Source organism: Gordonia sp. LMA167, assembly GCF_058130025.1.
The window spans coordinates 1,594,788-1,606,891 of sequence record NZ_CM176708.1 but is presented as its reverse complement, the minus strand read 5'-3'; the positions used below and the strand labels follow the sequence as shown (position 1 = coordinate 1,606,891).

Genomic DNA, 12,104 nt, shown 5'->3' with positions numbered 1-12,104 from the left:
TCGTCGCCATGACCAACAACCGCCTCGTCGCCGGAGCTGTGGCCGGGGTCGCCGGCATCCTGGTGGGACTCGGCGCTGTGTTCCTCGGTGGATTCCTCTCCACCGAGACGAGCCCGTCGACGGACGTGAACTCGATCAACCCCAACAACGGTTTCGTGCAGGGCTCGGTGGACTACGGCTCGCGCGGCGATACCGGGGCCGAGAACTGACCTTCGAGCGACGCCTGTCGCGGCGCGGCGTGGCCATTGCGGCCCTCTGCGCGCTCGTCATCTCATTCCTGCAGTCGCCCGGGCGCATCTCCGCCGACACCAAGCTCGACCTGACCGCGAATCCGCTCGGCTTCCTGGCCCGCGCGGCCCATCTGTGGACCCCGAACGCCCCGCTGGGGCAGGTCCAGAACCAGGCATACGGCTACTTCTTCCCGCACGGGGCGTTCTTCGCGCTCGGTGACGTCGCGCATCTGCCGCCATGGGTCGTGCAACGTCTGTGGTGGGCGTTGCTGCTTGTCGTCGGCTTCGTCGGGATCGTGCGGCTGGCCGAGGCGATGCGCATCGGCTCGCCGGGTTCCCGGATGGTCGCGGGCATCATCTTCGTGCTCAGCCCGCGGGTCCTCACGACGATCGGCTCGATCTCGTCGGAGACCCTGCCCACGGTGTTGGCGCCGTGGGTGATGGTGCCGCTCGTCCGTGTCCTCGACCGCGACGACGGCCCGATCTGGCGATCGGCGCTGCAGTCGGCCGCCGCGGTGGCCCTGATGGGCGCGGTCAACGCCGTGGCCACCCTCGCCGCCCTCGGGGTCGCCGCGCTGTGGTGGGTTCTGCACACACCGTTCCTGAGTTCGGTGCCCACTGCGCGCTGGTGGCGGTTCGGTGCGTGGTGGTCGGTGGGCCTGACGATGGCCTGCGCGTGGTGGGTGGTGCCGCTGCTCATCCTGTCGCGGGTCAGTCCGCCGTTCCTCGACTTCATCGAGTCGTCGCGGGTGACCACCGAATGGACCTCACTGACCGAGGTGCTGCGCGGCACGAGCTCCTGGACGCCGTTCGTGTCACCGGAACGGGTGGCGGGCGCGGTGCTGGTGACCCAGCCCGCCGCCGTGGTCGCCACCGGCGTTCTCGCCGCCGCGGGACTCGCCGGCCTGTGTATGCGGCACATCCCGTCCCGCGGACGGTTGGTCACGGTGCTGGTGACGGGTCTGCTGCTGATGTGCGTCGGCTTCGCCGGGGAACTGGGCTCGCCGATCGCCGAACCGGTCCGGGTCTTCCTCGACGGAGCCGGCGCCGCGCTGCGCAACATCCACAAGTTCGAGCCGTTCGTCCGGATCCCGCTCGTTCTCGGCATCGCTCATCTGCTCGGCCGGGTCCCGCTGCCGGGCGCCGCCCCACTCCGGGAGACGGCATCCGCGTTCGCCCACCCGCAACGCTCCCGCCCCGTCGCGGCGGCGATCGTGGTGGTGGTGGCCGCGATCGGCGCGGGTTCCCTGATGTGGACCGGACAACTGGCGCCGGCCGGCACCTACCGCGCGATCCCCGACTACTGGACCAGCGCCGCGAAATGGCTTTCCGCGCACGATGATCCGCCCGGCAGCAGCGCCCCGGTACGCAGTCTGGTGGTCCCCGGCGCACCGTTCGCCGACCAGCTGTGGGGTCTGACCCGCGACGAACCCCTGCAGCCGCTCGCCGACGGCCCCTGGGCGGTCCGCGATGCCATACCCTTGACGCCGCCGGGAGCGATCCGCGCGCTGGACTCGGTGCAACGCGACATCGCCGACGGCCGCGGCTCGCCCGGCCTGGCCGCGACGTTGGCACAGCAGGGCATCGGCTACGTGGTGTTGCGCGCAGACCTGGACCCGGACTCGTCCCGGTCGGCCCGCCCGCTGGTCGCCCAGCAGACCCTCGAGCAGTCACCGGGGCTCGAGCGGGTGGCGGTCTTCGGCCCGGAGGTCGGGCCGGGCAGTGTTCCGGGGGTGGTGCGCGACAACGGGTTACGCCCCACGATGCGCGCCATCCAGATCTACGCGGTCCGCGACGTCACCGGATTCCCAGGGACCGGGCCGGTACTCGTCGACGCCGCCTCGGCGCCGCGCGTCGCCGGCGGACCGGAGGCGCTCGCCGCGGTCCAGGCGCAACGGGCCTGGTCGGGCCTGCCGCCGATGGGTCCCGCGCTCCTCGACGCCGACGCCCGCCGCGCCGGTCTGACGGATGGCCGCGGAGTGCTGATCACCGACACGCCGGCCGACCGCGAGACCGACTTCGGGCGCGTCGACGACCACAGTTCCGCGATCCGCGCCGACGGCGATGCACGGCGCACCCAGAACGCCGTCCCCGACTATCCGGTCGACGGACAACCGCTCGTGCAGGGCGAGTGGCTGCTGAACAACCAACCCGGCCAGATCCGTGTCAGCACCTCCGGATCAGCCTCCGACGCAACCCAATTGGGTCAGACGTCGCCGGCCAACTCGCCGGCCGCGGCGTTCGACGGCGACCCCGACACCGCCTGGGTGTCCAACGATCTCGACTCCGCCGTCGGAAAGTGGCTGCGCCTGGACTTCACCGAGCCCCGCGCAGATCTGGCGCTCACGATCACGACGAGCAAGGCGCTGGGGCCGGATGTGTCGGGCCTGCTCGTCTCCACCGAGGCCGGCAGCGCCGTCGCCCAGGGTGTCCGTCCGGGCAAGCCGGTCACCGTGACCGCGCCGAGCGGGCCGACCCACTGGGTGCAGATCCGGGCGATCAGCACCGCGAACGGGCTGGCGGGCAACCAGTTCGCGCTCGGCGAGGTGTCGCTGACCGATCTGTCCACCCATGCGCCGCTCGTCATCCGCCATCGGGTCACCCTCCCCGACCCGCCGCGAGGCACGCCGGTGTCCGGATGGCTGCTCACCCAGGAGCTCGGCGGCCGCTCGGCATGTGTCGCCGACGGAGCGTCGGTCCGCTGCGCACCGGGTCTCGGTCTGGCGCCGGAGTCACCCGGGATCCTCACCCGCGCACTGTCGGTGCCGTCACCGGTGTCCGTCACGCCGACCATGGTGCTGCGGCCGAGATCCGGTGATGCGTTGCGCTCCTTGATCTCCGGTCCCGGTCAGGTTACCGCCGACGGCCCCACCGCCGTCGACGACCCGCGCGGCAACGCCGCTGCCGCCGTCGACGGCGACATCGGAACCACCTGGACCGCACCGGAACCCGCGGCCGACTCGACCGGCACGAAGGACGACGACCCGGAGTTGGTGATCACCCTTCCGCACCAGCAGCGGGTGACCGGTCTACGGCTCGTCACTCCGCAGCGTTATCCGGCCGCCCCACGGCGGGTGACCGTCGATCTCGGAACCGGTACGCAGGCCGGCGACGTCGGGCGGGACGGGGTGATCGGGCTGGACCCCGCCGTGACCGACCGGATCCGGCTGACCGTCACCAAGACCGCCGACCTGATCGACGTGAACAGCCTCGGTTTCGCCCGGCCGGCGCCGGCCGGGATCAGTGAGGTGCAGATCCTGCCGACGTCACCGCCCACGACCGACGACGACCGGGGCATCGACATCGGCTGCGACGCCGGGATCGGTCTGACCGTGTCGGGGCAGGTGATCGGGATGTCGGTGCACACCACCGCGGGTCACCTGCGGTCCGGGAAACCCGTTGTCGCCCGGCCGTGCCCGTCCGCGCAGTCGGGTGCCGGGCGCGGTGACCCGACAGCGGTGCGCCTCGGCGCCGGTGAGCAGGAGCTGTCGGCCAACCCCGGCGACGCGTTCACCGTCGAGCAGGTGTCGCTGCCGGTGTCCGGCAGTGACACCTCACCTGCGCCCGCTCCGGTGGTCCCCCGGGTCGCCGACTGGTCGGCCACCCATCGGAGCGTGTCCGTCGACGCGGCCGCGGCCGAACGGCTCCTCGTCGTGCCGGAGAGCACCAACCCGGGATGGGAGGCCAGGCTCGACGGCCGGGATCTGACCCCCGTCGTGGTCAACGGCTGGCAGCAGGGATGGGTGGTGCCGGCCGGGACCGCCGGCACGCTGACCCTGACCTACCGCTTCGATTCGGTCTACCGGTGGGCGTTGTGCATCGGATTGGTGCTGGTGGCGCTGCTGTTCGTGGCGGCGTGGTGGCCGAGACCTCGACCTCGAGAATCGCGATCCCGCCGAGAGGTCGGCCCGCAACCGTGGCTGCGGGTCGCCGGCGCCGCGTCGTGGCTCACCGCCTCCTGGCTGCTGGCGGGCTGGTGGGGTCTGGCCGTGTCGGTGGTGCTGGGTGGCGTCGCGTTGTGGGTCCGACCCCGTGTCGGGGTCGTCCTCGTGTTCATCGCCATGCTGCTCGCGACCCTCGGCCTGGCGAGCGGCCCGTGGCACGCGTCGACCGGCTACCACGGCTTCGAGTGGTGGGTTCAGCTGCCGGCGTTGATCGCGGTGTCGCTGACCGTGTGGTCGGCCGTTGTCGGCGACGCATCGCCGGACGACGCGGCATCGTGGCTATCTCGGCGCTCCCGGTCGCGCAGCCACCGCCGGGCCGGTTCCTCGACGAAGGCATAACTCGCCGCCGACACCCCGATGGTCAGCAGCAGCGTGATGGTCCAGACGAGCAGGAAGTCCCCGTTGAATGCGACGATGCCGAAGAGCGGGAAGACGGCCGCGAGCACCGCCAGATGCCAGATGAAGATGCCATAGGACCACCGGCCCAGGGCCAGCATCACCCGCGAGGTCAACAGCCGGAACGGACCGGCACCGAGCACCAGCGGCGCGAGCAGGGCGAAACCGCAGACCGCGCCGAGCACCATCTTGGTGGCGAACTGCAGCGCCGACAGGTCGCCGAGGCCGGTCGGCCCGGCCAGCGCCGTGCAGGCGAGTCCGTAGGCGAGCACCAACGTCGCCGCCATGAGCCGACGTCGCGCACCGAGCCGCACGATCATCCGGACCCAGCGCGCCGGCCGGTGCGTGTCGAGTTCGATCGCCCCGGCCAGCTCGGCGAGCACCAGGCCGGCCAGGAACCAGGGCAGATGGCCGAACACCCAGTTCTTCGGTTCCACTCCGGCCGCCACCGGCAGCACCATCGCGAGCCACGCCCATCCGAGGCTGAGCACGCCGAGTCCGGCCAACGCGGGAATGCGCCACCTCAGCCGCCCGTTGTCCGCCCGCAGACGCGCCAACGCGAACCCGATCACCGGGAGCAGAAGGTAGAAGGCGACCTCGACCGACAGACTCCACATCTGGGTGAGCCCAGCGGTCAGCGACAGCGGCACGAACACCTGGGTGAGCGTCAGATTCGCCAGCCACACGGTGAGGTCGGCGCCCTTCGCATCGGGGACCAGCGTCAGCACCACGATCACCACGACGAGGTAGGCGGGCCAGATACGGACGAGGCGATGCGCCAGATAACGCCGCACGGACGGTCGGGCCGCGTGGGTGGGCGCGGTGGCAGCGGCAACCCACGGCCGCCACAGCAGAAACCCCGACAGCGCGAAGAACAACGCCACCGCGAGGTCGAGGCGACCGAGCAGCGGACCGATGACCGGCAGTGAGACGGTCCCGGTCTGGAACGCGACGTGGGTGGTCAGGACACCGATCGCCGCCAACGCGCGCATCCCCTCCAGCTGCGGGAAGAAACGCCGGGTCGCCGTGACGGCGTCGGGTGTGCTCTCGATGGTGGCCATGCTGGTCAACCAGGGTAGCCGCGAAGGGGCCCCGACCGTGATCAGTAGGCTCGCCCCTATGCCTTCAGCCGGTCCGAGTCGTCTGTCGACGAGCGATCTGATCGGGCCGGTCCTCATCTTCGTCGGCGGCTTCCTGCTGGCGGCGGCCATCGCCCTGCCGACCGTCTTCGTCGACAATCTGCGCACCATTCCGCTGAGCACCGACGTCACCACCGCGGCGGCGACCACCGAACCCGCCCGCATCCTCGACCGGTGCTCGCTGGCGACACCGAAGGCCCGTGTCGTCGACGCCGCACTCGTCCACCAACAGCGGTTCGTGGCGGTCCGACCCGCCGATGCCGATCGCGTCACCCTGCAGGCGGGCACCTCGATCCAGGCCGAACACCTCACGATCGACGGCCGTGAGGTGGACCCCGGCGCACCGCGGCCCGGCAGCGAGGTCGCGCGCCCGGCCGGCGAGTCGCCGTGCACCGACCCGACCGTCAACGCGGTGCGTGATCGCGTCACCCTCGACCGGACCACGGCGCTGCCCGACCTCACCCACTCCACCGACGGTCAGCCGGGCAGTTCGGAGATCCAGTACGACAGTGACGCCGCCCCGATCCGGGTGCCCGACCGCCGTGGTTACACCTATCTGCTCCCGTTCGGGGTGTCGACGACCGATCACCTCTTCTTCGACGTCACCACCCGCCGGACGGTGCCCCTGCGCTACACCGGCGACACCACCGTCCACGGCCGTGACGCCGGCCGATTCGTCGCCGACGTCCCCGACACCGACCTGCACCAGATCGGCAACGGCACCGCGCAGAGCACTCCGCCGACCATCATCACCCGCCCCGCATCCTGGTTCGGTCTCGACGGAGTCGACCCGGCACGACCGGTGACGGCCACGCTGCATCACGCCGGCCGATGGGAACTCTCGGTGGACCCCACCACCGGCACCATCCTGGACGCCCGGATCACCGTCGACGAGACCTACCGGTTCATCGACACCAGCCTGCCCGACCAGCGGCTGACCAACCTGTCGGCGACCTTCGCCTACGACGAGCGGACCCGACACCGACTGAGCGAGCGGGCCACGGCGCTGGCCACCCCGATCACGATCTGGGGTCGCGTCATACCGTTGCTGGCCGTCGTCGCCGGTGTCGCCGCCATCGGCGCCGGGCTGGTCATCGTCAATCCGGCGTGGCGCCCGCGACGACGGCGTCCCCGCTCGGCACCCGACGCAGACCCGCCAGCGTCGTCGTGACCGCGGCCACCGTGGCGCCCACCGCAGCGGTGACCGCGAGCGCGAGGATGCCGTGGACGACCGTCAGGATCACGATCACCTCGGCACCGACCACCAGCCATGTCACCAGCGAGACCACCGTCTCCCGCCGCGCGATCGCGGACAGCAGGGATACCTGCAGGATGGCGAGCATCGATCCGGTGTAGGCGAACAGCCACAGAATGTGTACCAGCGGCTGATATTCGGGACGGACGACGACCGGCACCAGCGGACCCGCGACACCTGCGCCGATGGTGACGACGACGCCGATCACGGCGACCACGACGACGGCGTGTCTCAGGGACCGCCGCGAGGTGGCCGGATCGGCGAGTCGCGGATAGAAGACCACACCGACGGCCTGCGGGAGCCAGAACGCCACCTTGGTGGCGATGGCACCGAGAGCGTAGATGCCGGCGGCGTCCGGTGACAGGACGGTCCGCGACAGGAGCAGGTCGATGGAGACGGCGACGATCAGCACCAGCTGCACACCGGAGGCACGCACCACGTCGAGCAGGTCGAGGCCGGAGCTGTCCACGGCCGGGACGGTCGGCCGGGACCGATCCGAGAACCGCGTCGCCCACAACACCAGAACCGCGGCGACGGCGGCGCCACCCGCCCCCGCAGCCAATGCCCCGGTGGGGCCCGCACCGGCCGCCAGCGCCCCGATCACCGGGACCGTACGCACGAGTCCGACGCCGGCCAGCACCCAGCCGAGCAACCGGAACTGCCCGCGGCCCTGCAACACCCCCTGCCCGGCGCCGATCACCGTCAGCAGCGGAGCAGCGGCCAGCGCGGCGGCCGAGGTGACCAGCCCCATCGACGCCACCCACGCCACCAGCGGGGTGGCCACGACGACCACGCCGACCATGGCGACCGAGGTCTGCACCGTGACGCGACGAATCCGGGCGGGATCGGCATGGCGGACGACCGCCCGGGCGACGACGGCCTGCAGCGCCAGAGCCGCGACCGTGAGCACCAACATGGCGGTCAGCCCGACCGCCAGTTCGCCGTAGTCGGCGGTGTCGAGCCACCACCGGCTCGCCGTCAGATGGATCACATAGGAACAGACATTGGCGATCATCGACCCCGCGGCCACCCAGCCCAGCGCACCGGCCAGGCCACCACGGTCGGTCTGTTCCATGCGATCAAGTCTGCACGTCGCCGCGTCGGGCGAGGAACGGGGCGCTTTGCGCGGCGCGTCGACGATAGGCAACGATGGTGAGCATTCCTCGAGCAGCATCCCGACCGTGAGAAAGCCACCGATGTACGACCAGAACCCTGACACCGGCGCCGCGACCGGGCCGGATGCCCCCCTCGGCTTCCGCATCGACCCGGTGCTCGCGCGCAGTTGGCTGCTCGTCAACGGCGCCCAGGCCGGCCGATTCCAGACCGCCTCGCACTCCCGCGCCGACATCATCGTCCTCGACATCGAGGATGCCGTCGCACCGAAGGACAAACTGTCCGCCCGCGACAACGTGGTCGCCTGGCTCGCCGACGGCCACTCCGACTGGGTCCGGGTCAACGGTTTCGGAACACCTTGGTGGGCCGACGATCTCGAGGCCCTGGCGGAAACCTCCGTCGGCGGGGTGATGCTGGCGATGGTCGAATCGGTCGACCATGTGACCGAGACCGCCAAGCGGCTGCCCGGCGTCCCGATCGTCGCACTCGTCGAAACCGCTCGGGGACTCGAGAGGATCAGCGAGATCGCTTCGGCGAAGGGCACATTCCGGCTGGCGTTCGGTATCGGCGACTTCCGCCGCGACACCGGATTCGGCGACGATCCCGCCACCCTCGCCTACGCGAGATCGCGATTCACCATCGCCGCCAAGGCCGCTCACCTGCCGAGCGCAATCGATGGCCCCACCGTCGGATCGAGTTCGCTGAAACTGTCCGAGGCCACCGCGGTCAGCGCCGAGTTCGGCATGACCGGCAAGATCTGCCTGACGCCCGACCAGTGCCACCCGGTCAACGAGGGACTGTCGCCCTCGCAGGACGAGATCAGCTGGGCCAAGGAATTCTTCGCGGAGTTCGAACGCGACGGAGGCGAGATCCGCAACGGCTCGGACCTGCCGCGCATCGCCCGGGCCACGAAGATCCTCGACCTGGCCCGCGCCTACGGTATCGAGGCCACCGCCTACGACGACGATCCGGTGCACTCACCGGCGCCGTCGGACACCCACCACTACTGAGCCGCTCTTGTAGTGGCTGCCGGACGTGGTGTGCTGCCTCTGCTGTTCGTCGTCAGCGCGAGCAGCAGTGCGGTCATCCTGGCGCCGCTGTTGCGCTCCGGGCATCTCCTGTACCGGGATGCGGTGTCGACCCCACGCTCGTTCGTCACCGACACGACGCTCGGGATCGGCGGTGTGGCCCCGCGTGCCGTGCCCCAGGACTGGGTGGTCGCCGGCCTCAGCCGCGTGGTCGACGGTGGTGTGGTCGTCACCGCGATCACCTTTGCCGCCCTGACCCTCGCCGGAGTCGGGTACGGACGTCTCGCCGGTCGAGTCGTCGGGGCGGCGGGCCGCACCGGCGCGGTGGCCGCGGCGGTGCTCGCGGTGTGGAATCCCTATGTGGCCGAACGTCTCCTGCAGGGCCACTGGAGCCTGCTGGTGTCCTACGCCGCCCTGGGCTGGATCGTGGTCGCCGCCGTCGACATCGTCCGCGGTGGTCCTGACGACGGGGGCCGGGCGCCATGGGCTCCGTGGGCACACCTGGTGGCGGCCTCGGGTCTCGCCGGCTTCACCCCCACCGGGTCGATGTTGTCGGCGATCGTGATGATCGCGGTGCTGGCCATCCCGTTGCTGATCGCCCGACGCCTGCGTGCGTTCGTGATCGCCTGCGGGATCTGGCTGCTCGGTGCACTGCCGTGGTTGACCGCGACGATCGTCGGGAACGCAACCGCCACCGGCGGCTCCGACGGGTTCGCGGTGTTCGGTATCCGTGCCGAGCCGGGCCTGGGCACGCTCGGCACCATCGTCGGTCTCGGCGGTATCTGGAACGCCGACGCGGTGCCGGCGAGCCGGACGATCTGGTGGGCGGCGGTGGCGACCGCGGCGCTGCTGATCGTCGTCGCGCTGGGATCTGTGTGGCTGTGGACACGCCGCGACGAGCAGAGTGGGACGGTCGTGGCACTCGCCGTCCTCGCCGCGGTCACCACGGCGGCCCTGGCGGTCGCCGCCATCGGCCCGGTCGCCGACGGCCTGTCGCAGCTCGCCGCGACGGTCCCCGGATTGGGCCTGTTCCGCGACACCCAGAAGTACTCTGCACTGCTCGTACCGTTCCTCGCCGTGGCGGTTGCCGCCGCTGTCGCAGAGGCCCGCCGCTGGGTGCCCGCCGGATTCGCGCTCGCCGCAGCGATCCTGCTGATCGCGGCGCCTCTTCCGGATCTCGCCTGGGGTGTCGGGGGCAAGATCTCGACCGTCACCTATCCGTCCGATTGGGCTGCGGTCGCGCAACTGGTCCCGGCCGACGCCGGCGCCGTCGCCGTGTGGCCCACCGGCGCGGTGCGGCAGTACTCCTTCACCACTGGACCGTCACTGAACCCGTTGCCGCGCATGGTCCGTGCACCCGTCACCGACTCCGGTGAGCTCACGGTCGATTCGGTGGTCGTCGACCCCGCATCAGGACGTGGCGCGGACGTGGACGCGGCGCTGTCGCACGGCGGATCGACGGCGAGGTTGGCAGCACTCGGGATCGGCTGGGTGGTGGTGGAGAACGACTCGCCGCCAGAGGATCTCGCGCGTGACGGGATCGTCGCGTTCCGCGGGCACGACCTCACGCTCTACCGCGTGCCGGGGCCGGTCGCCGATCTCGGCGCCTCGACGTCCGCGCGGTCGTCGGTCATCATCGCCCACGTCATCTGGTCGGCATCGATTCTCAGCGGTGTCGGCCTCGCGCTGTACGCCGCACGTCGTCGAACACCTCGACGAATCCGTCCGCGGTGACCGACCACGAGTACCCGGCCGCCTTGCGCGCGGCGTTGCCGCCGAGCCGTGCCGCCTCCTCCGGAATGTCGATGAGTTTGCGTGCCGCACTCACCAATTCGTCGACGCCGTCGACGACGAGCCCGGTCTCGCCGTGTTCGATGGATTCCACCAGACCGACCGAGCTGCGATAGCCGATCGTGGGCACCCGGTGCTGCGCCGCCTCCATGACCGCCAGACCCCACCCCTCCTTGCGGGACGGCAGCAGATGGACATCGGCCTGCGCCAGCAGTTGATGTTTGCGGACCTCACCGACGTGCCCGTGGAAGGTGACGAATCGCTCGACGCCGAGTTGCTCTGCATGCCTGCGCAACTCATCCGACCACCAGCCGCCACCGATCACGTCGAGGCGCACATCGGGTCGCGTGTGCCGCAGCTCGGCCACCACTGCCAGCGCATCCTCGACCTGTTTGTGCGGAACCAGACGGGACAGTACGGCCAGACGCGGTCCGAGATCTTCCCCACGGGGGTCGAAGCCGAAATCGGGCAACGGGTCGACGCCGTTACGGATCACCGTGATCCGGTCGTCGCCGACTCCGAGACCGGCGAGCTCGCCCGCGGACGGACCGGACACCGTGACGTAGCGGTTGCGACGGTGCACCCACGGTGACACCCGCGACTCGAGGAACCAGCCGAGATGTCCAAGCAGCCGACCGGCCACCGGCCACTGTTCACGATGACAGTGATGGACCAACACCACGGTCGGCGCAGGTGAGACCAGCGCAGCGAAGAACGGGATTCCGTTCTGGGTGTCGACGACGACGTCGGGCGCCGAGCGCCCGAGCCGACCGCGACCGAAGCGGGCCGCCAGGATCGTCGCGAACGCCCGTGGATACACCGACAACCGTCCGCCCGCGCGCAGGATGCGGATCCCGTCACGCATCTCCTCCGCGTGAGCGCCCTCGTAGGCCGCGGTGAGCAATGTGACCCGCAGGCCCCGTTCGACCAGTTCCGCGCCGACCCGCTCGAGGTAACGCTCGCTACCGCCGCCTTGCGGGTGCGCGGTATCACGCCAGCACAGAAGGAGCACGTGGGTGGTCTCGGTCATCGCAGAACAGCGTAGGTGATGTGGGTAAGCGAAGGATGTGTGGACGGAAATCCCAGGGTCGTACGTGGCATCCCCTCCACACCGCGTCCGACCTCTGGGAGTCCTTCCGCAAAACGGGCCGTGGCCATCGTTTCGGCTACACTGTAGCCGATAATCCCACGGACGTCTACAACGATAG

Annotated in this window: 7 protein-coding genes and 1 pseudogene; 5 read left to right on the top strand and 3 right to left on the bottom strand. The window is 70.6% G+C overall.

What is annotated here, in order from left to right:
- The first annotated feature begins 8 nt into the window (after nucleotides 1-8).
- On the top strand, nucleotides 9-209 hold the full coding sequence (locus tag ACVT6V_RS07195) for a DUF2613 domain-containing protein (RefSeq protein ID WP_489899114.1): 201 nt from the start codon (nucleotides 9-11) through the stop codon (nucleotides 207-209).
- A gap of 29 nt (nucleotides 210-238) precedes the next feature.
- A pseudogene (locus ACVT6V_RS07190) lies at nucleotides 239-3,487 on the top strand (alpha-(1->3)-arabinofuranosyltransferase); the annotation flags it as partial.
- Between the two features lie 881 nt (nucleotides 3,488-4,368).
- Here ACVT6V_RS07190 and ACVT6V_RS07185 read toward each other — a convergent pair.
- Nucleotides 4,369-5,631, bottom strand: coding sequence for an acyltransferase family protein (locus ACVT6V_RS07185; RefSeq protein WP_489899112.1), 1,263 nt, complete (start codon nucleotides 5,629-5,631; stop codon nucleotides 4,369-4,371).
- A 58-nt stretch (nucleotides 5,632-5,689) separates the two neighbouring features.
- Between ACVT6V_RS07185 and pgfA the strand changes: the two genes are divergently transcribed.
- Nucleotides 5,690-6,880 (top strand): cell envelope lipid trafficking protein PgfA, encoded by a 1,191-nt coding sequence (gene pgfA / locus ACVT6V_RS07180; RefSeq protein ID WP_489899111.1) that lies wholly within the window; start codon nucleotides 5,690-5,692, stop codon nucleotides 6,878-6,880.
- Here pgfA and ACVT6V_RS07175 read toward each other — a convergent pair.
- Nucleotides 6,807-8,039: a polysaccharide biosynthesis protein gene (locus tag ACVT6V_RS07175; protein ID WP_489899110.1), complete on the bottom strand. Its 1,233-nt coding sequence runs from the start codon at nucleotides 8,037-8,039 to the stop codon at nucleotides 6,807-6,809. The two genes, pgfA and ACVT6V_RS07175, sit on opposite strands and share 74 nt — an antisense overlap.
- A gap of 121 nt (nucleotides 8,040-8,160) precedes the next feature.
- On the opposite strand from ACVT6V_RS07175, the gene ACVT6V_RS07170 reads away from it, so the two are divergent.
- Nucleotides 8,161-9,087 carry an HpcH/HpaI aldolase/citrate lyase family protein gene (locus ACVT6V_RS07170; RefSeq protein ID WP_489900737.1) on the top strand — a complete coding sequence of 309 codons (927 nt, stop codon included), beginning with the start codon at nucleotides 8,161-8,163 and terminating at the stop codon, nucleotides 9,085-9,087.
- A 12-nt stretch (nucleotides 9,088-9,099) separates the two neighbouring features.
- Nucleotides 9,100-10,839, top strand: a complete 1,740-nt coding sequence (locus tag ACVT6V_RS07165) for an MmpA family trehalose lipid delivery protein (RefSeq protein WP_489899109.1) — start codon at nucleotides 9,100-9,102, stop codon at nucleotides 10,837-10,839.
- On the opposite strand, the gene ACVT6V_RS07160 is transcribed toward ACVT6V_RS07165, so the two are convergent.
- The gene (locus ACVT6V_RS07160) at nucleotides 10,772-11,926 is read right to left on the bottom strand and encodes a glycosyltransferase family 4 protein (RefSeq protein ID WP_489899108.1); all 1,155 of its coding nucleotides are present in this window, start codon (nucleotides 11,924-11,926) and stop codon (nucleotides 10,772-10,774) included. The two genes, ACVT6V_RS07165 and ACVT6V_RS07160, sit on opposite strands and share 68 nt — an antisense overlap.
- Between the last annotated feature and the right edge of the window lie 178 nt (nucleotides 11,927-12,104).

Excerpts from the sequence above, each read along its gene's own strand:
- ACVT6V_RS07195 (WP_489899114.1), top strand. The coding sequence starts at position 9 with ATGACCAACAACCGCCTCGTCGCCGGAGCTGTGGCCGGGGTCGCCGGC.
- ACVT6V_RS07185 (WP_489899112.1), bottom strand. The coding sequence starts at position 5,631 with ATGGCCACCATCGAGAGCACACCCGACGCCGTCACGGCGACCCGGCGT.
- ACVT6V_RS07170 (WP_489900737.1), top strand. The coding sequence starts at position 8,161 with ATGTACGACCAGAACCCTGACACCGGCGCCGCGACCGGGCCGGATGCC.
- ACVT6V_RS07175 (WP_489899110.1), bottom strand. The coding sequence starts at position 8,039 with ATGGAACAGACCGACCGTGGTGGCCTGGCCGGTGCGCTGGGCTGGGTG.
- ACVT6V_RS07160 (WP_489899108.1), bottom strand. The coding sequence starts at position 11,926 with ATGACCGAGACCACCCACGTGCTCCTTCTGTGCTGGCGTGATACCGCG.
- pgfA (WP_489899111.1), top strand. The coding sequence starts at position 5,690 with ATGCCTTCAGCCGGTCCGAGTCGTCTGTCGACGAGCGATCTGATCGGG.